The sequence below is a fragment of the Symploca atlantica LB2515 genome (genome assembly GCF_052546295.1).
On record NZ_JBQWMT010000001.1, the window covers coordinates 3,651,824 to 3,678,076 of the forward strand.

At 42.9% G+C, this 26,253-nt stretch carries 17 protein-coding genes, 1 tRNA gene and 1 pseudogene; 8 read left to right on the forward strand and 11 right to left on the reverse strand.

Annotated features, from left to right (window positions below; translation table 11 throughout):
- Positions 1-147: 147 nt before the first annotated feature.
- A complete protein-coding gene (locus ACT7WV_RS15180; RefSeq protein WP_445103682.1) occupies positions 148-753 on the reverse strand; it encodes a peroxiredoxin in 606 nt (201 codons plus the stop codon).
- Between the two features lie 199 nt (positions 754-952).
- Here ACT7WV_RS15180 and ACT7WV_RS15185 point away from each other — a divergent pair, with 199 nt between their 5' ends.
- Positions 953-3,019 carry an amylo-alpha-1,6-glucosidase gene (locus ACT7WV_RS15185; RefSeq protein WP_445103683.1) on the forward strand — a complete coding sequence of 689 codons (2,067 nt, stop codon included), beginning with the start codon at positions 953-955 and terminating at the stop codon, positions 3,017-3,019.
- 178 nt (positions 3,020-3,197) lie between these two features.
- On the opposite strand, the gene ACT7WV_RS15190 is transcribed toward ACT7WV_RS15185, so the two are convergent.
- From ACT7WV_RS15190 to ACT7WV_RS15200, 3 genes are all read right to left on the reverse strand, one after another.
- Positions 3,198-6,032 carry a CHAT domain-containing protein gene (locus ACT7WV_RS15190; RefSeq protein ID WP_445103684.1) on the reverse strand — a complete coding sequence of 945 codons (2,835 nt, stop codon included), beginning with the start codon at positions 6,030-6,032 and terminating at the stop codon, positions 3,198-3,200.
- Between the two features lie 12 nt (positions 6,033-6,044).
- Positions 6,045-6,368: a hypothetical protein gene (locus ACT7WV_RS15195; protein ID WP_445103685.1), complete on the reverse strand. Its 324-nt coding sequence runs from the start codon at positions 6,366-6,368 to the stop codon at positions 6,045-6,047.
- A gap of 182 nt (positions 6,369-6,550) precedes the next feature.
- The gene (locus tag ACT7WV_RS15200) at positions 6,551-6,943 is read right to left on the reverse strand and encodes a DUF4386 family protein (protein WP_445103686.1); all 393 of its coding nucleotides are present in this window, start codon (positions 6,941-6,943) and stop codon (positions 6,551-6,553) included.
- Positions 6,944-7,046: 103 nt separating this feature from the next.
- Here ACT7WV_RS15200 and ACT7WV_RS15205 point away from each other — a divergent pair.
- Positions 7,047-7,217: pseudogene (locus ACT7WV_RS15205) on the forward strand (AraC family transcriptional regulator ligand-binding domain-containing protein); the annotation flags it as partial.
- Positions 7,210-7,422: a helix-turn-helix domain-containing protein gene (locus ACT7WV_RS15210; RefSeq protein ID WP_445105742.1), complete on the forward strand. Its 213-nt coding sequence runs from the start codon at positions 7,210-7,212 to the stop codon at positions 7,420-7,422. The pseudogene ACT7WV_RS15205 and the gene ACT7WV_RS15210, both read left to right, overlap by 8 nt.
- Positions 7,423-7,453: 31 nt before the next feature.
- Here the strand turns inward: ACT7WV_RS15210 and ACT7WV_RS15215 are convergent.
- From ACT7WV_RS15215 to ACT7WV_RS15235, 5 genes are all read right to left on the reverse strand, one after another.
- A tRNA-Met gene (locus ACT7WV_RS15215) sits at positions 7,454-7,526 on the reverse strand.
- 212 nt (positions 7,527-7,738) lie between these two features.
- Positions 7,739-10,234 (reverse strand): peptidoglycan DD-metalloendopeptidase family protein, encoded by a 2,496-nt coding sequence (locus tag ACT7WV_RS15220; RefSeq protein ID WP_445103687.1) that lies wholly within the window; start codon positions 10,232-10,234, stop codon positions 7,739-7,741.
- Between the two features lie 848 nt (positions 10,235-11,082).
- Positions 11,083-11,544 carry a tRNA (cytidine(34)-2'-O)-methyltransferase gene (locus ACT7WV_RS15225; RefSeq protein WP_445103688.1) on the reverse strand — a complete coding sequence of 154 codons (462 nt, stop codon included), beginning with the start codon at positions 11,542-11,544 and terminating at the stop codon, positions 11,083-11,085.
- A 145-nt stretch (positions 11,545-11,689) separates the two neighbouring features.
- Positions 11,690-12,844: a glutamate--cysteine ligase gene (gene gshA / locus ACT7WV_RS15230; protein ID WP_445103689.1), complete on the reverse strand. Its 1,155-nt coding sequence runs from the start codon at positions 12,842-12,844 to the stop codon at positions 11,690-11,692.
- A gap of 118 nt (positions 12,845-12,962) precedes the next feature.
- Complete coding sequence (locus ACT7WV_RS15235; protein ID WP_445103690.1) at positions 12,963-13,880, reverse strand: histone deacetylase family protein; 918 nt, start codon at positions 13,878-13,880, stop codon at positions 12,963-12,965.
- Between the two features lie 153 nt (positions 13,881-14,033).
- On the opposite strand from ACT7WV_RS15235, the gene ACT7WV_RS15240 reads away from it, so the two are divergent.
- From ACT7WV_RS15240 to ACT7WV_RS15255, 4 genes are all read left to right on the forward strand, one after another.
- Positions 14,034-14,552 carry a hypothetical protein gene (locus ACT7WV_RS15240; protein WP_445103691.1) on the forward strand — a complete coding sequence of 173 codons (519 nt, stop codon included), beginning with the start codon at positions 14,034-14,036 and terminating at the stop codon, positions 14,550-14,552.
- A 154-nt stretch (positions 14,553-14,706) separates the two neighbouring features.
- Entirely contained in the window at positions 14,707-15,603 is an 897-nt protein-coding gene (locus tag ACT7WV_RS15245; RefSeq protein ID WP_445103692.1) for an alpha/beta fold hydrolase, read from the forward strand.
- A 715-nt stretch (positions 15,604-16,318) separates the two neighbouring features.
- The gene (locus tag ACT7WV_RS15250; protein WP_445103693.1) at positions 16,319-16,825 is read left to right on the forward strand and encodes a hypothetical protein; all 507 of its coding nucleotides are present in this window, start codon (positions 16,319-16,321) and stop codon (positions 16,823-16,825) included.
- Between the two features lie 256 nt (positions 16,826-17,081).
- Complete coding sequence (locus tag ACT7WV_RS15255; protein ID WP_445103694.1) at positions 17,082-17,690, forward strand: DUF3318 domain-containing protein; 609 nt, start codon at positions 17,082-17,084, stop codon at positions 17,688-17,690.
- A gap of 107 nt (positions 17,691-17,797) precedes the next feature.
- Here the strand turns inward: ACT7WV_RS15255 and ACT7WV_RS15260 are convergent, their stop codons facing one another.
- Both ACT7WV_RS15260 and ACT7WV_RS15265 read right to left on the reverse strand, forming a co-directional pair.
- The gene (locus ACT7WV_RS15260; protein WP_445103695.1) at positions 17,798-21,274 is read right to left on the reverse strand and encodes a GAF domain-containing protein; all 3,477 of its coding nucleotides are present in this window, start codon (positions 21,272-21,274) and stop codon (positions 17,798-17,800) included.
- Complete coding sequence (locus tag ACT7WV_RS15265; RefSeq protein ID WP_445103696.1) at positions 21,271-23,235, reverse strand: AAA-like domain-containing protein; 1,965 nt, start codon at positions 23,233-23,235, stop codon at positions 21,271-21,273. Before ACT7WV_RS15265 ends, ACT7WV_RS15260 begins: the two co-directional genes overlap by 4 nt.
- A gap of 369 nt (positions 23,236-23,604) precedes the next feature.
- Between ACT7WV_RS15265 and ACT7WV_RS15270 the strand changes: the two genes are divergently transcribed.
- Entirely contained in the window at positions 23,605-26,214 is a 2,610-nt protein-coding gene (locus ACT7WV_RS15270) for a GAF domain-containing protein (protein WP_445103697.1), read from the forward strand.
- Positions 26,215-26,253 lie beyond the last annotated feature (39 nt).

A 26,253-nucleotide genomic window follows, 5' to 3' on the forward strand; every position in this document is an offset into this window, starting at 1 on the left:
GTTTTTTATTATTCACCGCTTTTTTTTAGTGATCGCATCCTTCTTCGTCAGGATAGGTTCAGACCCCAACACAGATGAGTTTAGCTGGTTCTCAAAGCTACTGTTGGGGTCAAACTCTAAGCTGCTAGCTGACTCGTTAGCTGATACCTAGACAGAGGCAAAGTAAACTTTCGACTTGACAGGGTCAGGAACCATTGTCTTGTCGCCTGGTTGCCAACCTTGGGGACAAACTTCGTCTGGATGAGCCTGAACGTATTGGATGGCTTTCAGAGTACGCAGGGATTCATCAACGCTACGACCGAAAGATAGGTTGTTGATGGTTGAGTGCTGAAGCATGCCGTCTTTGTCGATGACGAATAAGCCTCGTAGGGCAACGCCAGCATCAGGGTCTAGTACATTGTAAGCGGTGCTAATTTCTTTTTTGATATCAGAAACTAGAGGATAGTTGAGATCGCCTACACCGCCAGACTTGCGGTCTGTTTGAATCCAAGCCAGATGAGAGAACTCACTGTCAACCGAAATGCCAAGGATTTGGGTGTTTACTTCTTTGAATTCTTCAGCGCGATCGCTAAATGCTGTGATTTCAGTAGGGCAGACAAATGTGAAGTCTAGCGGGTAGAAAAACAGAACTACGTATTTGCCACGATAGTCAGACAGTTTAATCGTCTTAAATTCTTGATCTACTACAGCAGTGGCAGTAAAGTCGGGGGCCTCTTGGCCTACCCGCAGACATCCTTCTGTCGGGTTGGTCATGAAGTTATTCTCCTTGGATTTTCTGACTTACACGTTCGATTAAAACTATATCATACTCATAACGATTTTGAGTAGGAGTTCATTGAGAGCAAAACACCAGACAGTTCCCTCAGATTGAGGCGTTAGTTAGATATGCTGTGGAGGAGACAATTCCGGCAAGAAACCTTAGACTAGGGCATGCAAGGGTGATAGCGACGCAGTGAAGGATTTAGACACAAGAGAATGGCTCCTAACTAATGGCTTGGGTGGTTTTGCCAGTGGAACAGTCTGTGATGCTCGCCTTCGCAGTTATCATGGCTGGTTAGTCGCAGCTCTTGAGCCGCCGGGACGGCGTACTCTGTTGCTCTCTCATCTCGATGCTAGCCTGGAAGTGGCAGGGAAGACTTGGGCAATTTCGACAAATTTTTGGGATGGCGGCAGAAAAATTGAACCATTGGGTTACCATTTACTAAACTCATTTGCCATAGAGCCGATTCCTCAATGGATTTGGAGTCATGACCAACATTGGCAGCTAACACGCCAGTTAGTTATGCCTTATGGTCTAGAGGGGAGCAGAGACTGTGGAGAATGGGCGGTTAGCAATGGAGAATGGAGAATAGCCAATCCTGTTTTCCAATTCTGTAACCGCATCTTGATTAAGTATCGATATGAGGGGAGTGAGGTAGCCACACTGAGGTTGCGACCTTTAATTGCCGACCGCGATCTTCACAGCCAGCAATCAGCGGATGAAGACTTAAAATTCTTGCAATTAGTGGAACCGAATCAAATCTCCCTACAAGGAATTCGCGCTGGTCAAGTAGGGTCAGCTTGGCAGCTACACTGGAGTGCTGGTAAGTATCGACCAGAGGGAGTCTGGTACTGGAATTATTACTATCCAGAAGAACACACTAAGGGGTTTGGTTCTCGCGAAGATCTCTATAGTCCTGGCTACTTGACAGTACTCATGCACCCCGGAGATAGCATTACCTTAGAGGCGAGGGTGGGACTGCCGGAAGCGACGCTACTCAAGCTGAATACTCACTCCTTTGAACGAGCAGTACAAACAGAGCAAGAAAGACAAAATCAACTCTTCGCCTTGGGTTCCATACCTTGCAAAATTGAGCAACAGAAAATTTGGCGTCAACTATTGCGAGCAGGTGATCAATTTATTGCCTACCGTGCCTCAATTGCTGGGCCAACTGTCCTGGCTGGTTTTCCTGGGCTGAGTGACTGGGGGCGTGATACACTAATTGCCCTACCGGGATTAGCTCTAGCAACTGGGCGTTGGTCTTTGGCTAAGGGATTACTCAAAACCTTTGGTAGTTATTGTGTTGATGGTTTAATTCCTAATACCTTTCCTGATGCTGGCGCTAGGCCAGTATATAACAGCATCGATGCTTCGCTATGGTGGATTGAAAGCCTAGGACTTTACTTAGAAGCAACGCAGGATTGGGATTTTCTGATTCAGCAGTATTCCGTAGTAAGGAAAATCTATAAAGCCTATACATCTGGCACCATTTACAATATCCAAGTTGACGCCTCTGATGGGTTAATGATTTGGGATACTCCTCAGATGGCACTTACCTGGATGGATGTGGTGATTGATGGCAAGCCGATCACACCACGCAGAGGAAAGCCGATAGAAATTAATGCCCTCTGGTACTCAGCCTTGTGTTGGATTAGCAAGTGGACTGAAAAAATGGTCGTCGGTGCGATCGCTGATCGGGTGCGCCTGTTACACCATGCTCAACACTATATACAGCAGGCAAATAAAGTGAGGGCTTCCCTGCAAAAGTTTTGGAATCCAGAGCGCAATTACTTTTACGATACGATTGAGCCAGATGACCGATGCAACGCCCAAATTCGCCCTAATGCCGTACTGGCCCTCTCGTTATATCATTGCGGGTTTCCTCAAAAGCAGGCACGTCTAGTTTTACAAGTGGCACGCGATCGCCTATTGACTCCTTACGGTTTACGCAGCCTGGATCCGGGTGACCCTGATTACATCGGTCACTACAGCAGTAATCAGGGGTGTCGCGCAAAAGCTTACCATCAAGGCTGTGTCTGGGGTTGGCTGATTGGTTCATTTATCCGCGCTTGGCAGCGATTCTACCCAACACAACCCGTTCCCTTTGATTGGCAGCCTTTGCTGGAGCATTTTGAAGAACAAGCTTGTATGGGTTCAATTTCTGAAATTTTTGACGGTGATCCGCCTCACTCACCTAGAGGTGCGATCGCTCAAGCTTGGTCGGTTGCAGAATTGATTCGCCACTTCTCAGATTTTTGATGCGTTAAAGTTCAGGTAGTAGCAGAAAAAGTTTGTGTTGGCTAATTGCTATGACATGAAGATAGCAATGCAGTTGTTTGAAAGGTGAGATGCTAGGTATCGAAATTGTGGAAAGGTTATGAATCCGTAGAGAAAGTGAAAAAAGTAAGTTCAAAAAAGCGGTGAAAAAGCCTATATTTTATGGGTCAGGTTTGAACCTGAGAGAAGAGAACCACTCCTCAACAGGATAAAAATCTACACAAAATCCTCCACTATTTCCTCTACGGGTATAAATCAAAGCGGGTAGATTTCCTTCGTTTGATTCTGATTTACAAAGCATTGTGTGGTCTTCTCTCCATTTACCTTGTACATCCCACCCTACCTGTTTCTTAAAAGTTTTCCAAGTCTCATCATCTCGTTCTGAGTTTCCGCCTAAGCTTTTCCAGATACATTTTTGGACGCTGAATCCGAAATGCCCCTCACTGTAACTCACCCAAAGTCGGTCAATCTCATTTAAAGTTTGGCTGGGAAACTTTTTAAATAATTCCCACCAGTCCTTGTATTCTCTTATGATCATTACCAAATAAAATATCCAGGCTGTTTCTTCATCAGCCTCTCTCCATTTTTCCTGCTGTAAGTAAACTTCTAATTGCCGAAATAAATGAGCGCCTGATAGTTCAGAACTAACCTCTATTAGCTCTATTTCTAAGGCTATATCAGCTTCTCTGTTATACTGAACTTCCAGCATCCAAGAAAAGCCCTGCCTGAATCGATCTGGATTATCTTTATCAGTAAACACTAGCCTGAAAATTTCTCGCCATTTTTCTAAGCTTATGTTTCCCCTATTTCCCCACAATTCATGTAATTTCTCAGATGCCTTCTGGTATAAATAATACACTTCTGGTTCTTGAGGCAGGCAAATACCAGGTATAATGTGGGGCAAAATCCGGGAGACTCGATAAACTCGTTGAGACTCATCGGGTTTAGGACTCACCTCTACAAGTCCTAACTCAACCGCTCGACTTAACTGCTCCTTGTAACCAGAGATAGACTCACAAACTGCCTCTAATGCTGGCCAGGGAACGGGAATTTCAAACGCCAAACAATGACTGAGTATTTTTTCAAGAGTTTTGTCTATTTGCTCACATAACTCTTCCCGAATTATTTCTCTCTTCCACTCTTCAGGATTAGACTCTAGTTCACTAAGTCTCGAATTAGCTTCTTCTTTCAACAAAACCTCATCATTTAACCACTCCAAAAGACGAGGATTACCATCAGCCAGTTGTAAGGCTTTTTTGACTAAACCTTTATCAATCTTTTCAGAGTTAAACGCTTCGAGTCGATTTAGCTTTTTCTGTAAATCAGATTTACGGAAAGCTTCTAACGGTTGTTTATAGAATAATCCTAACAAATCCGAGTCAAAATCATAACGACAAGTAATGATTATTCGATTCCTAGAGTTTGCCTCCTGAACTGCCCAGACTAACGCCTCTAATATCTCAGCTACTTCTGTTTTAAGAATATACCGTCCTTGGCGAGGTTCTAAATTCCATTCAAAGTCATCGAGGACAAATAAGAAAGGTTTCTCACCCGCTTCGTTTAACTCATAAAATAAATATCGCAGCCGATACTTGAGTTCTTCTTGACTTTCCTTGAGTGCTGTGCGTTGTTCTGAGTTTCTGAGCTTATCTGCTAACCTCTTAACAAGAGTAGATTCATCAATCTGTCGCCACAAAACTACTACTTTTTCGCGTGTTGAGAAGCGATCGCATAATCTAGCCGCAATGGTACTTTTTCCCAATCCTCCGAACCCATGAATGAGAACTCCCACCTTGTCATCATCCGTCTTAAGAGTTCGCAAGCAATTTTGTAATTGACGACGACGACCTACAAATTCCTTGCGACTAGCTACTCTTAAGCTCTTGGTTTCTGGGTCAATATACTCAGGAGTAATCGAGGGAGGAGGAACAGGTTTACGACCTCGCGTGACTAAAGGCGTGACTAAAGCACCGGGTATTTTTCCTGCTACATATAAACGTAATATATGCCAATCACGGGCTTTATTTTTCAGCAATGCTTGATAGGTAAGTGCAACGGCTTCTAACAAAGATTTTCCGGCCGATAACTCTTTGTACAAACTAGAAGCGGCTGTACTAGCATCGGTATCTAATACTTTTTGACCCCATCCTAAAACAGCAGTTGCACCTTGATTGAGTAATGCCTCTGCCATCGAGGGAATTATACCTTCATCCCTTGAGTAACCCGTGCGACAGCCTGAGAGAAAAATCAGTTTTGGCAGTTGGAATTGGAGTCGGTCTGCGATATCTTCTGCACTGCTGTATTCCGGTTCTCCATATTCTGTCTCAGTGATAAAGCAAGGTTGATTATCTTGAAATGTGGCATGACCTGTCAGGTGAATGACATCAAAGTGTCCCTTATCATAATATTCCACCAAACAACGCAACTCTTCGAGACAACCGCTTTCTTCCACCGTCAAAGATAAGGGTTTGCGTTTCGTTGCGGTTAAAATCTGGGCTTCTTCTGCCTCAAAATCCAATTCAGGTTCAATTCCCAGGGGAGAAGTTGCCATAAATAAAAGATTCAGCGCCCGATTTTGTGGCTGTTCTTCTATGGTCAGTTGCCTTTCGTTCTCATCCTTTACCCAGCGAATGGGAATTATGGCAGGTCTGCGTTCTACCAAAAAATCTTGACCGTCGTGCAGCACTTCCCACGGTAGATGAGCAAGTCTAGCGCTTGCAGCAATAGCAAGCACAATACCTTGGCGTTCGTGTTGGTCACGCGCACGTTGAAGATTACGTTGGCTTCCGTCTAACCAGTTGTACAGTGCTTGACCTGTCTTGGCATGATCCACATGTGAGTAAACGTAGTAGTCGGTTTCTGCCCGTCCAATCAGGTCAGTAATTTCTGCCAAAGGAAGCTGATGGGACTGATACTCGTTAGGATTATCCCAGAAGTAACGAAATTCGGCGTAATTATTCCCAACTAGCTTGAGGTCGAGGTGGAGAATCTTCATTACTGCTGGTTTTTAGTCTTCCAGAATCTCCTTAATTTGCTCTACCGTCGCGTCTTTGAGCAGTAACCTTTTGCCATTATCAGCCACAATCATAACTTTCTCAATTCTGGGAGTCTTATTTTCTAGCAGGGATTTCTGACACTTCTGATTTAACTGGTAAAGCTTCTCTGCGATAGCCATGCTTCCTCCCACAATTCCCACAATCGTAGCGATGGTGGCGAGAGTTCCTTCCCGTTCTACTTCATCAAGAGTCTCGTAGCTTCCTTCGACTCCTTCAATTGCCAGAATTTCTTCTGTTGCTGCTACCGCATCTTGTCCCTGGATTTCAATTTTCATCTGACCCCACCATCAAAGAAACTTGCTTCTTTTTCTTCACACCGAGGTAATTACTTCCTGCGAATTGCTCACTTCGTCTGCCAGCGCCTCTATCCTCTCTTCTAACTTCACTACTATGAGATAAGGTGGAGCAAAGCGATGAAACAATGCTAGCACTCGTTATTGCTGCTGTTCCCTTTGATTCAAGTCAACTTTGGCTTAATTACCAATCTTAGCGGTACGCGCAGTAGAGATATTCCCACAACGAGGAGCCACAATTCCCATAGGATAAAACCAAGGGGTGTGAAATCAAATATAGGCATGCTAGAAATAACAGTCTTTAACAGTTCACTTTGTCCTAAAAGCAATAGGGGTAAGGTCATTAGCCCAAACCAAGGTATCCAGGATTGGAAAAGAGGCGACTGCACCATGGCAAAAGCTACCTCTCGCGTCCAGAAAATCAACAATATTTGCCCCAAATATTCTCCCATCACAACACCGCCATATTGATGGACAGCTTGATAAACCCCTCTCACAGCATCGCGGGTCATGTCACTAGCAGAGGGTTCTGTGTAAAGCTTTGCCAGAATAGGCACCACAAACACCTAGCACATTAGTCCAATAGACTGGAGAATAACGGATAACACGCCCACAAAAGTTGCACTCATCAAATGGTGTACTGCGATTGTGATCTTGTGAATGAGGGGAAAAATTACCTACTGGAAGAACCTAGGCAGGCTTGAAAGCACATTTTCGTCTTTATTAACTACCACAAAAGCACTAACCGGACAATCGCTGCGACTTTATACCGTCTGGTTTCAATTTCCCCGTCCGGCTGATACATCTGAGCATCAGCGCATCTTTGATACAAATTTACGCTTCTCAATGCCAAACAACCGACTGGTTTTTGAGGCAAACTGTCTTAAGTGGTCAATATTTGCAGAAACCGAACACGGCTATTCACGATGTTGCTTTTTTGCTGGGATTTTCTGAACCCAATGCTACCCACCGTGTCTTCAAACGGTGGACAGGGCAAACGCCAAGCAATTATTTATTGTCATCTATGTCTACTTAGATCCCAGATTTAACTTTGGTTTCTTAACAAATGGCTCAGGCGGGATTTGAACCTGCGACCTTGGGCTTATGAGTCCCCTGCTCTAACCACTGAGCTACTGAGCCTGATTAATTTTTGCGGGCGTTTATTAATTTAACATATCCAGGCGAGGAAATGTAAGTCGTAATTAAAGTCCGTAAGAAAAAATTTAATCTCTTCCTTCTGACATCTCGCGAGAAGTTTGATCAGATGTAGCTGTGGCTAGGAGAAAACGGATGTGTGTAGGGTTCCAGGAGGCTCCCTACACAAACATATCTTGAGCTTTGTTGCCCGTAGCTTACCGACGAGGCAGATAAGCAATGGGATTAACTGCTCCACGTCCCGACGGGTGCACCTCAAAGTGTAAGTGAGGACCCGTGCTGCGACCAGTGCTACCCATTTCGGAAATTTGCTCACCTTGGGCAACTTCTTGCCCCCGACGCACCAAAATCCGGTTGTTGTGGGCATATAGTGTCAAGCTGCCATCAGGATGTTTGATTTCCACCAATTTACCGTAACCACCGGAATTCCAACCAGCAGAAACGATAACACCAGGAGCGGCTGCAACAACTGGTGTACCAATTGGTGCAGCAATGTCAATACCTCTATGCATCCGTCCCCAACGCCGACCATAACCTGAGGTAATTACGCCCTTAGTCGGCCAAATATAGCCATTAAAAGGGGCCGGGCTATCCGGCAGGTACATATCTGGTGCCGACAGTGGAGGCAACTGAGGAGAAACCATTTCTCCTAGTGGGGTGTTCATTATTGGGTTATAGCTACTCGTTGGTGCCGGAACCGCTGCCAATCTTTGCCGTTCAGGTTTAGGCACAGGTATGGTAATTGGCCCTTGTTGCACTAATTGTCGCGCCTGTGGTTTTTGTTCCTCTACAGTTATGCTAGCTGAAGGCACTTCAATTTCGATGGAAGCAGAGCTTTCCTTCTCAGATATAGCAGCAGCTTTAGGTACTGCTATAGGAATGGAAGTACGTTGAGTTGGCTGCTCAAGATTTGAATCTGAAGAAAAACGCTCGGATGTAGATAATTTGCTGTTCCGATTATCAACTACCGGAGTTTCTCTCGTGGGAACTTCGATACTTTCAGAGGTAACAACCTGAGCAGTTTCACCACCTTGGGGATATTCTTTGCGTAGCTTGAGGATATCAGACCTTAATTGCTCAACAGCCGGATTTACCTCAGTAGAAACCTCAATATTGCGGGGTTTGTTAACTTGATTAGTTTCACCGCCTTGAGGATATTCTTTGCGTAGCTTGAGAATGTCAGACCTTAATTGCTCAATGTAGGCGTTGTTCTCAGATTCAGTTGTCTGATCCGCTCTATTGTCAGCCAAGAGTGTAGAGTTTGGTTGCCCATTTGCCACAATAGTAGATTGTGCCAGAACTGGACGCAGAACTGCTTGTGAATTAGGTTGTTCTGGTATTGGCACAGCAGCTCTGAGACTGTTGGACACAGTATTACTAGCTAAAGTTGGTACTGCAACCTCTTGCTCCTGCTGTTGTGACGCCCAAGCCTGAGTTTTGATGCTAGGGATAACTGGAACTTGAGAATTCTGGGGGATTTTCAGCTCTTGGTTGATGCTAATCAGGTTAGGATTATTCAGCCGATTTAACTTGATCAGCTCTAAGTCAGAGAAGCCATGGCTACGAGCAATATCAAAAATTGTATCTCCGGGTTGGACTCGGTAAACATCCGCTGCTTTTGTTACCTGTACAGTTCCCAGATCAACTGACTGTGGTGCTTGTAGTTGAGGCACGCTATTGTCAGTCGTTAATTCGACACTTGCTAGATTATTAGATGTTGTTGCTCTTGGTTTAACTGCCAGTGAAGCCGCAGTTTCCGGGGAAGGAACCGGAATCAATACAGACTCTGTTCCTTTTATTTCGGCTGATTCAACTTCCGGTAAACTTGACTGAGCCGGAGACAAATCTGGGATAATCACCGGACTAGTAGGGACACTTACCACTGGCTCTGATACTTTCGCTACCGACTTCTCAGATTTGAGAACTGCGGGCGGTAAAGTAACGGAGGTAGACAGTTGATTAGATTTAGATAGTGAACTGGGCATCTGAGCCAGTTCAGACAGGTTAGCAGACTCCTCAGACCTCAACTCCGCCAGACTGAAATTCAAACGGTCCCTCTCCGTTTTTAAACGGTCGAGAGCTAACTCTTGTCGCGCTCTTAAAAGCTCATTGACAGAGTTTTTTGACTGATCATCCGACACCGAGGCTGATGAGAGCCTCTTGGACGGTTCCACACCATAAGACTTAGATAAATTTTCGACGGCTTCGCCGGCTTTTTCCCTGCCAACCTCACCATTAACTGAAGGAATTTTTAACTTCTGTCCGACTGGGAGAATTGCATTGGGTTTGATGTTATTAGAAGCTGCAATTTGTTGCGGCTTCACCTGGTAAGTTTGGGATAATTCCCAAAGGGTCTGTCCTTTTTGTACCTGGTGTTCAGCTGGAGGCAACGAGATACCTTGATAGTTACTCGTTGTTCCTGGCTTCACCGGCATCGACGGCCTCGATGCGGCGGCGGCTTCTGGCTCAACTGCTATGGCTTCGTCGCCCTGTTGAGGCAGCAATAAGCCCGAGGCACCCATTGAGATTGCCAATCCAATCATGGCGGCAGAGGTGCGAGCTCTGCGGTCTAGCTCGGTTGTAGAGTTTGTGCCAACCGGATGCTTTCCTACAGATAGCTTTGATAACGCATCAGAAGAGTCCGCTGCACACAAAGGAACATTTTTGACCTTCTGCGTAAGTCTTCGTTTCAACAATGACCTCCTGGTGTGTGACGAGCACCTAACTGTTAATAATGAAGATTTTTTTTACCAGTCAATGAGACAACTAACCCAAAATCGTGATCTAAATCACAGACGATTATCATGCTTAGGCAAGATTAACCTGCTTTCTCGATTTAGACAAGTTGACCTGACAGGGTAAAAATTTTGTTCTTGATAGTAATCACTCACTCCACTCTTAAAACAGCAGTAATCACTTGTCTCCAGACAGGACTGTTCTGACGAGAGAGGCTGTCGATTTTTAGCTGCTGACCATGCATTCTGCATAAAAGAACATACTGGATTTATAGGCTTTACTCCGGAAGAAGATAACAAATGCAAACAAAATAGCCAGGGCTGGCTGACCATAATGCTACTTGAGTATCTTGCCCTCGCTGAAAGTAGTGCAACTCATAGTCTAGTCAATTGAGCGATCTTGAACTTTACGCTAATCCTAGGTAAAACAACAACCGTATAGTAGTCAAGTTTGAACCATTTATTCACCTACTCTTGACTAACTATGAGAGACATTTAAACCCTGAAATGCTTGTATTTGAGTGCTTTTAGACCCTGAGGTAGGAGTAATTTTATTTGAAGAAAATCGATGATTCCCTCACTAGCCCCTCAGGGAGTTTGCTATAGGAATTTCTTATCATTTCCCTAGGAATTACTGCTACTAGCAGATACCTTAATTGCCTATCTAGAATATTTCGAGAAACCGACAAATAAGGAGCCGCTAGAAATGGTGCAGTGAGAACTCCCTCAATTTACTTTAAATTCCAGTGAGATTAAATACATATATCTATATATATGTATGTAGTTTTAAGGTAGGGTAAAAGACCTCATGCCAAATAGCCTAGCTGGCGTCGTGCCTCAAATAAACCGACAGCAGCACTCACAGAAAGATTCAAGCTACGGACTCCTGGCTGGGTCATGGGAATACGCACAGTGGCTTGACAGGCGTCTAAAACGTAGGGAGGTAAACCAGCAGTTTCGCTACCAAACAACAGCCAGTCATTATCCTGAAACTGGAACTGCACATAACTACATATTCCTGCAGCACTGAAACCAACCCATCGACCACCTTGATCTTGCTGAAAAACTTTAAAAGCATCTAGGCAATCATGGTATTGAAGTTGGACGTAGGGCCAGTAATCTAGCCCAGCTCTTTTCAGATAGCGATCGCTAATTTCAAAGCCCAGTGGCCCCACTAGATGCAACTCAGTCCCGGTAGCAGCACAAGTTCGGGCAATATTTCCGGTATTTGGCGGAATTTGCGGGTTAATTAGGACAACTTTTACCATGAATCCCCTAAACAGGCTCTGTCGTATCACAGTTTTCCCTGAACATTTAGGTAATGCTCCCTTGAGAAAGACATGATATATATTTTGTCTGTTTTGTTAAATATTTTGAACTCTCAACTGTGGTAAGTTCATCTCATGACCAAACCTAAGCAGCTAGTACCTGGCACAAATTTTCTTCCATTTCCTGTTCTTGCTCTGCCACGTCTCGAATGGCCTGCATCACGACCTGCTGGCTATCGAAACCAGCTGAGAGTAGTTGTAACCACTGCTGAGCAGCATTTCCCTCCCGCAAAATTTTCTTAACGGGGGAAAGGAAGCAGCTAAAACCATGCTTTTTCGCAGTGGGCCAAACTTCTTGGTAAATTTCCTCAATCCAGTCTCTTGCCAAAATTTTTCTGCCATCCTGCCAGTGAGTCATTTCGGCGTCTAAGCTGGATCTAGCCGCAGCAACTTCATTGGCATCGGTCAGAGTCACCAGCTCAGCGGCACCTTTTGAGGCTGCCAAGATACTGCTTTCTAGGGGATCCAAACTAGGATTTTCCAGCAACTGAGTAAGACGTGCTTCTAAAAGTGCCGTGACTGCCAGCAAAGCAATCGGGTCTACTATTAAGTCGCAGATTCTCAATTCCAGCCGATTGAGGTCATAGGGTCGTCGGTTGCCATTAGGTCGAACAGAAGACCACAGATGCCGTACGTTGCGCATTGTCCCAGCTACCAATTGCTCCTGTGTCCATGCAATAAAGTGAGCATGGCTCTCAAACAATGGAACATTGGTTGGTGTCTTGGGAAAAAGTCCCCAACGGGTAGAGTGATAGCCCGTGGGTTCTCCGTCTAAAAAGGGAGAAGAAGCACTAAGAGCAAGATAGAGGGGAGCTTCCACCCGCACCAGACGACAGGCCCGCATCAGTATTTCTGGGTCAGAGATACCGATATTGATATGGACACTGGCTGTGACAACTTTGGTGCCGTAGGAATTTTCTATATAGTCGTGGTAAGGGTTATTGGGGTCGGAACGATAGAAACGAGTGCTATCTCCTAAGGACAAGGTGCTGCCAGGAATTAGCGTATAACCCCCTAGACTGTCTAAATACTTGCGCAACTGCCGTCGGGGACGTACCAAGGCACACAACAGGCGTTCATAGCAAGACAAAGGTGCAGTAGTATATTCCACATTACGGCTATCGGGTTCTCGCACAAATCCCCCGTCTAGGTTAGCCACAATCTGGTCAGAGAAACCGACAATTTCCCCTTGGGGGGTGCCAGTGTACATCTCAATTTCAAAACCTTTGGATAGCAGCACAATGTCTCCTGGAGCTGATTAGGGAGTGGAGAGTAAAAGAGTAGTATCTTTCTCGTCTACAAGCAAGAAAAGCCTGTTATCAATAAAACTGATGACTCTTCTCTATGATAGTTTCCCATTAAAGACGATGTTGGCAATAGACTTCACTGGCAGCGCGATGGAGTAAGGAGTGTCGGTAAACTAAGCCATCGAGGTCATTGGCATAGCCACCACCAATGACGCTGGCGACCGGATAGCCAGCTTTGACGCAGGTACTTAAAACCTGCATCTCGCGGCGGTAGATACCCGTGTCTGTTAGAGCTAACTTACCTAAGCGATCGCCTGCGTGAGGATCAACTCCCGCATCATAAAGTACTAAATCTGGCTTGACTTCTGAGAGTAAATTCGGTAGGTGAGCTGCTAGTGTTTGTAGATAGGCATCATCATCCATGCCTGGGGGTAGGGGAACGTCGAAGTCACTTTGTTGTTTGGTGCTAGGGAAGTTAACTTCGCAGTGCATTGAGAAAGTAAATACACTTGGATCACCTTGAAAAATAAAGGCAGTGCCATCTCCTTGATGAACATCGAGATCAATGATCAGAATTTGATTAACCAATCCCAGATGTTGAAGGACACGACTGGCAATGGCTAAGTCATTAAATATACAAAAACCCGATCCATAACTAGGAAAAGCATGATGGGTGCCACCAGCGGTATTTAGAGCTAAACCCTTACTTAGTGCTAGTTGGGCAGTGAGGATGGTGCCGCCTACGGCTGTGCAGGTACGCTTAACGAGACTTTCACTCCACGGTAAACCAATACGTCGCTGGGCTTTGCCGTCGAGAGTCCCCTCAAGATAAGCCAGAATATATTCTCTCGTGTGGACTAATTCTAGCCACTCCCTAGGGGGAATTTGGGGGGTGTGGAATTGCTCGATAGTGGCGATGCGATCGCTTAAAAGCAGTTCGTAGAGTTTACCAAATTTGGGCATGGGGAAACGATGCCCCTCTGGGAGTGGTGCGACGTAGTCAGGGTGGTAGATGATTGGCAAGTCCATCTTAGGGGAGTTGATAGCGAGAAGGTTCAATGCTGTTCTACAGACTTTCCATGCTAATAGACGTAAAACCAGTAAATTGCATCTAAATTGGAGCGAGCTTAACTAGGAAGTCTAAAATTTAGAAAAAAAGCTCCAACCAGCGATGGTAACTCTATGCAACCCAAAATTATCTGGCAACAGAATAGCGATAATCCCGAAAATGGTGGTAACTTAGCCAAAATTAGCAAGTTGTGGGAAAGCTTCAACAACAAAAAAGTTGCTTGGAGACAGCGACTAATTCCCCAATCAGACAATATTAGTGCAATTGACTGGGAAGCTCAGCGGTTCGACGAAATATTTAAGTTACAAACACCTCAAGTACGCGGCATCACGCTATACTGGCGCAAACCTGACTCAGATCAGGAACGCAGCACCACACCCCACAAGCTGGAATTTGATACCCAAAGCCTGCAACTCTACATTTATCCCCAATCTCAAAAAGACATTGTATTCCGGGTTGGTATACCGGAAGTCGTCTATCAAAAAATTGAAATCACCAATCCTCAGTGGGAAAGTTCCAGTACTGGCGAAAACCAGATACTCATTGTGCGAGACAAGCAGCAACAACTAGAAGTCAAGCTTACCCTGAGTCAAGATAATATAGCCCAGCTCAAAGAGCAGCTACCGGATTGAAAATAAAAAATCGAAAAAGGAATATTGAACAGTTAATGAACCATTAACCATCCCTACTTGACCGCCCAGGGAAGAAAAGACTTTTAGTTCTGGGGAAAAGTAGGGAGTAGTTGGGACTAAACTAGATATAGTTAACTAATCTTAATAATAGTCCGTGACTACACAACAGCTGATAGCAGCAAACAGTTTAGAAAAACACTTTTGGACTTGGCAAGACCATCAGATTCAATACACCGTCATGGGTACTGGTAAACCTGTAGTATTGATTCACGGTTTTGGGGCTTCTTTGGGGCATTGGCGCAAGAATATACCCGCAATAGCAGATGCAGGCTACCGAGTGTTTGCTCTTGATCTTCTGGGATTTGGTGGCTCCGATAAACCACCACTAGATTACACCCTAGATCTATGGCAACAGCAGTTAAAGGATTTCTGGGAATCTCAGATTGGGGAATCTACCGTTTTTGTCGGTAACTCCATCGGTGGTTTATTAAGTCTGATGGTGGTTACAGATTACCCGGAAATTGCTGCTGGCGGCGTCTTAATTAACAGTGCTGGTGGACTCAATCACCGTCCCGATGAACTGAATCTACCACTGCGATTGGTGATGGGAACCTTTAGTAAGTTAGTGAGTTCTCGAACTATCGGCCCATTCTTATTTGACCGCATTCGCCAAAAAAATCGTATCCGCCGCACTTTGAGCCAAGTGTACCGCGACCCGGAAGCCATTACTGAAGAACTAGTAGAATTACTCTACAATCCTTCCTGTGATCCAGGTGCTCAAGAGGTTTTTGCCTCAGTTCTCAGTGCTCCTCCTGGCCCTTCTCCTAGAGAATTATTACCAAAGCTACAGCTCCCCTTACTAGTAATTTGGGGAGAAGATGACCCCTGGACACCAGTTTCTGGTGCTACTATTTACCAACAGCCCAGCGAGAGAGGACAAGATGTTGAATTTGTTGGCATCCCTCAGGCGGGCCACTGTCCTCACGACGAGAAACCGGAAGCAGTAAACCGACAAATTATTGATTGGCTAGGAAGGCACCATTTTAATTAGTAGATCAGTGTCTAAAAACATTGACTTAGATTGAGAAGTCTTAAATATAAAGTTAGGAAATTCTAGCTTATTTTGTAGAGATATCCCTAGGGGACATCTCTATTTTTTATGCCAAGTTAATTTTAAAGCAGTCTCTTTGTGTACGATACAGTACCATTCTTCGCAAATAGATAGCGTTTGTTAAATCGGAGCAATTAACCAGCTTCAAATAATTTTTTGCTGCCATATATAAAATAATAAGTCATTGGTCTTTAATTAGTTTCAGCGGAGAATTGTTAAATCTTAAATATTTTCTGGTCACAAAAAATAATTGATCACTGATCTTGATAGCAATACTAATGAGATCAACAAATAGATTAAGTCTTTACCCATACTCTCTAATTATTAATAATATTAGGGGAAATATATGATTTCGCAAAAATCATTATTTTCAGTAATTCAATTTTTAATTCGTCTTGTAAGTGGCGTTACTTTAATTAGCTTGCAATTATCTTCATTGAAAGAAAATAGATTTTTATCCGTAGATCTACGGTTTTTGTTTACTGAAGCTTAATAAAAAAAGATACGTAATTATATCGAAGCAATTAAAGCAGATAAACTGCAAAATTAGATGGAGTTATTAATTCTGCTCAGGGATGAAAGAAAGATCAACACTGAAGCGTCACACTTTTATTTCTCTTCTGTTTTCTATAGAAATTTTAATTAAAGAGCTTGCATGAAAATCAAAGATATAGCCGAGTATTACATCGCCGCTCCCAATTATAAAATTCCGACTCAGGTAGCTAGAGAATTTAGTCAATTTATTGTTGATTTAGCTCAAATAGAATTACAGGGAATGAGTTTTCAGTATGTTGACTTCGATCCTTACTTTAGAGGCTCAGAGCTTTGTTTAGAGGATATATATGCTGATTTCTACCAAAGAAAATTAATGATCAGCACCCAAGGAAATAACTCTGAGCTGCTTGGACCGGAAATTAACATGATGTTCCGCTGCATTCATGAAATGCATCATCTACAACTTAATGTAGGTTTTGGGTGGGAGGGAGAAGCAGCTACTGCTATCCATATAATGTCCTTGACTGACAAACTTTTATTCAAGCAGATTCTCTTTAGTGAAACTTTGGGGCAAGTTGCTGTGCGTCTCCATAGGGGACAATTCCCAGAATTCCAAAAAGTTGTACTTTTCGAGCCGGAGGTTGTGCGCTGCTTTAGTAAATGTTGAAGATCTTAAGAAGGCAAACTATTGCGACCTAATGATAGATAATTATGACAACTGCAAGATAGCTAATTATTATAATTTATTTGACTAAGGAAAAGCCTTATATTTGGTGGTGGAGTACTCTCCTCAAGATTCTTGCCGAGAAGTGTTGAGTTTTGAGTTTTGAATGGGATAGTTTGTTCACAGGGCAGGAAGGTTAAAAACCTTTCCACTCCCCCTGCTTTCAAGTGATCATCTCTCATCCCTTACTACTAGTCCCATGAATCCAGAGCCTGAAATTCGCCGTTTGCTTGACATTATGCCTGCTTCTGGGCGGATGCTGACGAAAATTGTGAGCAAGCCGCAACAGACTACAGTAATTGAAAGCCCTTTCCCTATGCCTTGGTCTGGGGAGCGACCTATTTATATCAACTTTGATTTGTGGCGTCGCTTGCCGAAACCTCAGCGGGATTTGTTGATTTTACGGACTGTCGGTTGGCAAGTGGGTATCAAGTGGTTTAAGCCAGATGTTTATCAAGCAGTCACCTTGGCAGGGCTGTTAGCAGGGATAGTGGAAATCGCGCAAGCGGATGCAGTCGGCGTTGTGGTTGCTACGGGATTAAGCGCGATCGCTGGGACGCAAATTTGGCGTGGCAATCGCTCTTCGGAGTCAGAACTTAATGCCGATGCTGCCGCTGTCAAAATTGCTCAAAGACGGGGCTACAGCGAAACTGAAGCTGCCCAGCACCTTTTAGCTACGATTAAAACTGTTGCCCAGATTGAAGGGCGTTCTAGCTTGAACTTCCAGGAATTGATTCGCTCTCAAAATTTGAGAACCCTTGCAGGACTTTCGACGGTGGGTGTCCCTGAAACTGTCAGGCAAGAATAACATCCACTAAATTAGCATGGCATCGAGGTCAGGGGTCAAGTTTCAGAAACGAGGAAACTGTTATTGCTGACACATTGACTCCTGGAAAACTGACCTTTAGTTTGCATCTAGAACTTAGCGTTTTGCAGAACAACACCCAGTTGATTATTAAATATCTCCATATACCTTCGATCTCTTTCATTAAAACTTGCTTTGAAGTAGTCGGGAACTTGCGGCCAATCACTAGGGTTGTATTCTGAATAACTATCCGGTTTCCGTTTGTTGAGTAATTGTGTGACACCCAGCAATTCACCATCAAAACTCAAAACTGGCATACATAATAAACTACAAGTACGGTATAAAGTTTCTTGGTCAGTTTTTTTAGCATTAAGAGCATCGGGGTGGTCATATAAGTCAAAAGGAATAATCATTGGCTTACGGGAAGCGGCTACCTGACCAGCAATACCAACCCCGATTTGACAGCGCCGTTTTTTGATACCAGGAAGTTCCGTCCACAAATCACCACGCTTACGATCCACCAACCAGAGTGTGCTGCGGTCGGCATTGGTGAGTTTTTTTGCTGCTTGCATTACCTTACGAAGTATTTCTTTAGTACTCCGAGAACTCTGGCTCACTGAACTAATTGCTGACCAGAGCGCATCTATTTCTCGTTCTCCCTGAATCGTCTTAATTTCTCGATAAAAAGATTGGAAACCTTCAATGATTGGTAAAATTGACTCAGTACGCTGCTCTAATCTTTCTTGGTCTACTTGTGTAAATCCTTTGGGGTCAATTTGTTGGGAAAGCTGAATAGAGGAATCGTTTTTTAACTTGTTGATTAGTTCAATAACTGCTACTAAATATCCTTGTTGATTCCGCAAAGGTAAGATTAATAGGTTCTCAATAGCATCCTGACTAAGCTGGTTAGTCGCTAATTGTATGAGAGCAGAAATATTTATCTCTGAATTGGTATTTAGGCTAAGAGCATTTCTAGCATTTGTAGAGTCAATAATTTCTGACAAACTTACGTGATTAGCAGGAAGATTAATTTCTTGGAGTTTATTTGTCTCAGGGTCTACAATTAGTGACCAAAATTCATTCTCAGTTGAGTTAAGAATAAAAATATTTGTAGCAGCAGCTTGTAATGATTTGCTAACTGATATAGTAATAAAACTCAGCATGCTGTAAATGGCATTGTAAAGAGTTTCATCACTGTGGTTACCCACAGCATTACTCAACATAGCTAGAGTGTTATAAACTTCTTCTTTTGGTTTAATCTCTGCTAGCTGCTTGAGTTTTTCATGAGTTTTGGCATACTGGAGAATGACTCCAGCCCGTTCATTGAAAACTTGCATAGACTGTCGATCATTTTCGTCGAAGCTAGCTTTAAATTGGTCAGGTGGTTTGGGCCATTCTGTAGGGTCATAGTTGGGAAATTTACCCGGCTTATTTTTGTTAAGTAACTGGGTCACACCGAGCAATTTGCCGTCAGGATTCAAGACCGGCATACATAGTAAACTACAAGTGCGATAACCCGTTTCTTGATCCGTTTTTTTCGCTGTTTCTGAACCGGGATGCTCATATAAGTCGAAGGGAATAATTACTGGTTCACGGGAGAGTGCTACTTGACCAGCAAAGCCAACACCAATTTCGCATCGCTTTTCTCCTAAATCAGGAATTTCTGTCCATAAGTCTCCACGATCATAATCTATCAACCAAAGGGTGCTGCGGTCAGCCTTCATCAATTTTTTGGCTTCATCCATCACTCGCCGCAGTATTTCTTTAGTATCTAAACTGCTTTTATCAAGAGAACGAGTGGCTTCTGCAAGTGCTGCGGTTGCTCGTAATTTTTTTGTAGTTCTATAGCAAGATTGGCAGCTTTCCAGAATACGCCTAATGGAAGGAACGAATCTTGCTAATCTTCCTTGATCTAGCTCGTTAAAACCCTGTTGAGCAATTACTGGGTGAGAGGGACTACTCCCGTTTTTTCCTTGCTCTAACTTGTTAAGTAACTGGATGACTGCTACTACATTTTTAGCTTCATTTAAGATGGGGAAAGCCAAGACATTATCGGTATGATAGTTATATTTTTTGTCGTGTTCTTTAACAAGGGAAGAACGAGAATCTTGATAAACATTCTTAATGTTAATAACTTGCTTAAACTGGGCAACTTGACCAGCAATGCCTTCCCCAACGCGCACTTGAATATCAAGAAATTTGCCCTCATCATTTTTAGCAACAATTGACCATAGTTCGGTTCTTTCTTCATTGAGTAAATAGATAGTGGCACGGTCTGCTTCTAGGAGATCTCCTACTTTTAGGGTGATATCCCGCAAGGCTTCGTAGAGAACTTCATCCGAACATTCACCATCAGCTACATTTGCTAATTGGGAAGCGAGAAGTTTTCTTTCTAATTCATCAATCGTTTTGAGGAATTCAGTATCACAAGGATCGAGACGAGGAGTAGTTAACTCTATAGCAGCTAGAGCCTTTTCAACCCATTCCTGGTCAAATACAGACTGATAAATCCGATTGCGAACCTTTAATTTGACGTCACTTTTCACTACTAAACCCGAAAGACGCAGTTTCATTTGTTCTGGACTATCGTCAGTAGCTATTCCGTCATGAATTAAAATTTCTCGATAAAGCTTTAATAATTCAAAATTTTTATAATCATTCCGTAGTAAGCGGTCACGAATTGTCCGTAAATGCTCTGGTTCATCATGGCTTTCCCAGTGTTCAATTAATTGCGATCGTACTAAATCATCCAGCCATTCAGCTTCACTACCTTGAGGAGGAAAAACCTCAGAATCGACTATCAAGCGGCACAATTTTTGAGTCAAAAATGGTTGTCCTCCTGTCCAACTTAAAACAGCTTTTAATAAAGCTTGATGGTTAGAGAAATTATCTTTTAAACCCTGAGCTATCGGTGCTGCTTCAGACAATTGAAAACCACTTAATTCTATAGCTTGTCCAAAATTGAAAGGTAGAGAGCGGTCATGCTCTCTGATTAAATCTGATGGAGAAGCTACTCCTAAGATGGCAAAAGTGATGCGGTTGTATTCTGGTTGGTCAGCACGATTGTTATGGCAAGCTTTAATCACGCCAAAAAAATCATTGCTCGAAAAGGGCAATCTGAGGACGCTATCAACTTCATCAATAAAGATGACTAACTTTTTGGCTAACAGTGATGAATGTGCCAGAAGTAGCTCTTTAATAAACCTGCTCAACCGCTTAATAGGAGTGAGTAGTTCATACTCAGACCACCAAGTATCAAAATCACCGAGCTTGTCTAAGAGATTAAAACTGTCTGCTAATGTATAAGTAATACTGCCATAGAATTCACTTCTAGTAATGTCTGGACTGATGATTTCTGTTAAATCAATGGCAGCACAGGCAATACCTTCTTGTTGCAGCCTTTTCATTGTTTGCACACGCAAACTCGACTTGCCCATTTGCCGAGAATTGAGTACATAACAAAAGGTTCCAGCTTTCAAGCAGCGGTAAAGATCTTGATCTGCTTGTCGCCAGACGTAGCTAGGGGCGTCAGCAGGTAAACTACCTCCCACCTTATATTCATAGCGTGCATCAGGAAATCTGTTCATGGGGCTACCTGGTACAACAGCATTGGTTCTTGAATCCCCTTTAAGCTTCGGTGTTCGCTACAAATAATTTTAAGATCTAGATGAGTTTTGACTGCTTCGTAGACGATCCATGATATACAAATTCCGCCTGGTTGGGCTTGTGACTGTAAGCGAGCAGCAATATTTACACCATCTCCTTGAACATCATCGCCACTGAAAAACACATCTGCTAAGTGAATACCAATACGATGTTCTAAAGCTGTTACCTGATATTTGCCTGTGCCTTTTGTCAGCAATTTGGCATTGGCAGCAATTAGACTTTTTTGCACTTCTTGAGCATATTTTACAGCTTTAACTGCACTTACAAAACACATCAATAAACTGTCTCCCATGGATTTGAGAACTTGACCCTCAAACTGCTGGCACATTTTTTCCATCAGTTGGAAGTCGCGGCGAATTGCTGTTAGTGTTGATCTTTGGTTTTTATGCTGTTTTTGAGTAGAGTCTTTAACATCGGTAAATACAATAGCAGCGAGGCGATTATCTCCGATATCGTCTTTGCTGGCTAACAAAGAAATTGCCGTAGTTTTAGGAGCTGCGAAATCTAAAGCAGTTTGGGCAACTAGGGATTTTGATCGATAAGTTTGCATCAATTCTCCTTTAAGTTGACTGCGGAAATATTGACGATATAAATCGTAGCGGATCCTTACTTGGTTACCTTGTAGTTGCACTAGCCCCATGCTATTTAATTTGAAAGCCAAGCCAGACTTTAGTTGTACCGGAGAATCAGTTTCAACAACTTGTTTTAAAGCCCAAGCTAACTCTGGATGTTGTTCTAAGTTCCACAAGTGTAGCCGTAAGTGATCTGCATAGACGCCTGTTTCAGTGGGTGCCTCTTGCAAAAGCTGATCAAAGGCAATTTCTTGACGAGCGATTTTATATAAAGCTACTCTGACTAAATGAGGGTGTCCACCCACCATTGCCATCAGTTTTTCTATCTGATTAAAAGTTAAATTTAAACCATGTCTTTGGGCTAAGTCATCTACCTGAGTTGAGTTAAACTCTGGTAATTCAATAGGTAGCCCTACGTTAAACGGAGATTGATCATTAGAAAGGGGGATATAGACTTCCGTACCATGAACGATTATCAACCGAAAGTTTTTCCAAATATCACTTTGTTTGGCTTTTTCATGCCAAGCTCTTAGTAAGCCAAAGAAATCATCTGCTACTTTCTCGTAGGGAAAAATTCGGTCAACTGCATCTAGTCCTAAAGCTAGGGGAGTACCGATTGCTGGCAAGAGATATTTTTCAAAGTAGTTGGTGCAATTCTTTTTACTACCTAAAAACTGACTCCACCGCGTATCTAGTTCAATGGGTAACTGCAAGTCATCTGTGACGGTAGCACAGAACCACTGCAAAAATTGATTGAGATCACTAAAAACTTCATTATCTGCTAATTCAAAGTTTAAAGCAACTGACCGAAAGCCCAAATTTTTGGACTGATGTAGCAGCCTAGCTGTTAAGGAAGTTTTGCCCATTTGTCGGGGTGCTTTAATCCTAATTAAACTTCCAGGCTTGCCAATTTCCTCATAAGCACGGGATTCTATAACAGGACGCCCTACATAAAAGGTAGAGGCTAAATCTAGCTGCCCTCCTGGCAGTTCTAAAGGGAGATTTAGCGTTTTTTTTGAGACTTTTCGACTTTCATTTCGCCCTTCTAGGAGTTCCTCCAAAACTAAGCGAACTTTTTTGATGCTGACCTCTTTTTTTGTTGTTTCTGAGAGCAAATGCCATAACTTGGGGGCTATTTCTCGTTGTATAGTACTAGATTGGTAGCCTGGAACTTGTATATCCTTGAGTTTTTCACCAGCTAAAGCCTGCCTCAGAATAGACTTTTGAACATCATCTAGCTTTTCGTCGGTCTTTTGGGCAATCCAATTCTCTGCTAGTTCTAGGAGTTTTTGGACTTCTATCTCAGTCATGGAACACCCCAGTACAAAAATTCTTTACGAAAGTAACATTATTGTAATGAATTTTCTGAACATTTTTACTAAACTTGCAGCAAAAGACTGACTTTATTTGACTAAATTCCTGAAAAATCTGAACTGAAATTCAGCTATTTTTTTTATAATTACAGAGGAACAGTTTAATTTAATGAAAGAAAATGGCTTATTTAACGAAGCCAAAAATTCTAGAAAGATTTTAATTTTTTTAAAGCATAATCGATTTATAGTCTTTATTTTCGCTAGAGAGTACATCAAAGTCATACCTGTCAACTTCATAGGTTGCTTCTTAGTTTAAAGCGAACAACTCCACGACTTATTGTAAGGCAAACTGTTATATATAAGTTCATGAATAGCTATCTCTCAGCCTCGCATTCTTTTGCAACTAAAAAAATCAAGAATTTGCCATCTACCAACCTACCTTGCCAGCCCAAAAAGTTTTTTGGCTTTTTGGAACAAATTAATAAAAACAACTTTAAACTAGCAATAACAGAGGTTGAGAAACAACTCCGCCTGGTCTATCAAACTCTGTCAATGTTGAGCTTTGAGAAACAAAATTTGGATTCAATTCTCAAAGAAATGCTCAGCGCCATTACTTGGAAAATCGGGGAGTTACTGGGAGCAGATAGAACTACTGTCTTTATTTTGGATGAAAAGAAAGCTGAACTGTGGTCAATTATTGCTAAAGACGATGGTGATAGTTCTCTAGAAATTCGTATTCCTGTTAACGAAGGAATTGCGGGTAAAGTAGCAATTTCTAAGCAAATTGTTAATATTCCCTTTGATTTTTACGACTATCCGGAGTCTGAAGCCGCTAAATTATCAGACAAAAAAACCGGATATCGTACTTACACCATGCTAACCCTGCCCCTTTTAAATGAGCAGGGAGATTTAGTGGCAGTTGTTCAACTACTTAATAAGTTAAAAAGCGATTGCCTGCCGGGGACTGCCTTGAGTGAAAAAATTCCCTTGAAACAAAGAATTGATTTACTAGGCTTTGTCCAAGAAGATGAAGCCCTATTTGAAGAATTTTCTCCTTTAATTCGATTGATCCTAGAAATTTCCTGCTCTTTTTATGTAGCAACTCAGAAACAGCGTGCAGCAGAAGCACTGCTAGAAGCTACGCGCTCCCTCGCGTCTAGTAGCTTGAATCTAGAAGAAACCCTCAAACGGGTAATGGATGAAGCCAAAAAATTAATGAATGCTGACCGTAGTACCCTCTGGTTATTAGATGAAACTGCTAAAGAATTGTGGGCAAAAATACCCCAAGGAGATGGCTCTTTTAAAGAACTAAGAGTACCAGTAGGTAAAGGCTATGTCGGCAAAGTAGCTGAATCTGGTAAGCCTCTAAATATTCCCTTTGATTTGTATAATGATCCAGATTCAGAAGTGGCTCAAAAACTTGACCAGTTGAACGGTTATCGCACTTGCAGTTTACTATGTATGCCTATTTTTAACGCCGATAATCAATTGATTGGTGTCACTCAGTTAGTCAACAAAAAAAAATCAGGTGATATTAAACCTGACAAACAAGCAAAATGGCCGCAGGCACCAGAGTGTTGGAAAGCGAGTTTTAATCATAGCGATCAAGAATTTATGCAGGCGTTTAACATTCAAGCTGGTGTGGCAATTCAAAACGCTAAGCTATTTGAAACGGTCAAGCAACAGTACGAGACAATCCAGGAACAGTATGACCAAATTCAGCAGCAGGAACAAATGCAGCGAGATATCCTGCGCAGCTTGACTAATGGAGTACTTTCTACCAATGCCGCAGGTGAAATTATCGCAGCTAACCCCAGCGCCAAAAGATTACTAGGTTTGAGGGAAGAAGATACCTTAAAAGGTCAATCAATTTTGGAGGTGATTAAACTCGAAGAAGGTGACTTTCCCAGTTGGTTTCATCGTGCTTTGGCGGGAAATGATCGCAAGGCACGACACCAATATTACCCAGACAGAACTTTGCTCTCAGGAGGTTCTGAATTAAACAGCGTCCATTTATCAATTAACTCAATTGCTGATACTAGGGATTCCTCCCACGTCTACGGTGCTTTAGTGGTGATGGATGATATTTCTGATGAGAAACGACTCAAGAGCACCATGTATCGCTACATGACTCAAGAGTTGGCAGAACAGCTACTTACTAGCGGCAATGCTAAATTGGGAGGCGATCGCAAAGAGGTTTCTCTGTTATTTTCCGATATCCGTCGCTACACCAACTTAGTAGAAGGCATGGCACCAGAAGACGTGGTGATTATGCTCAACGAATATTTTAATGCCATGGTTGAGACAGTTTTTAGCCAAAAAGGCACCCTGGATAAATACATGGGGGACGCAATTATGGCAGTGTTTGGCTCCCCAGTACCTCAGAAAGATCATGCTTGCCGAGCAGTACGCACAGCTCTAGAAATGCGCTCTTCTTTGGTAGAGTTTAACGCCCGACGTCTTAAAGAACACAAGAAGGCGATCCGTATTGGCATTGGCGTCCATTCTGGTACTGCTATCAGTGGCAATATTGGTCACTCCCGACGCATGGAATTTACCGTGATTGGTGATGATGTCAATGTAGGTTCTCGCATCGAAGGAACAACTAAGCAATACGGTTGCGATATCATAGTTAGTGGCAATACCTATCAATCCTGTGCCAATTGGCTGTGGGCGCGAGAACTGGATATCGTTAGAGTCAAAGGCAAAACTCAACCTGTGTCCCTCTATGAGCTAGTTGGGCGACGTTCTGACCCCATTCCTGCAACAAAACAACGAGTGATCGAACTCTACGAACAAGGACGCCAATATTATCTGAGACGAGATTTTGCTCGTGCCTTAGAAAAGTTTGAGGCAGTTCTGGCAATTGAGAGCAATGATCAAGCAGCACTCTTACATCAACAACGCTCTCAGAAGTGGATGAGTACTACGCTACCTAATGACTGGGATGGCATTGAAACGCTCACAGAAAAGTAAGCATTGTTAAGGGAAAATGGAAAATAGAAAATGGAAAAG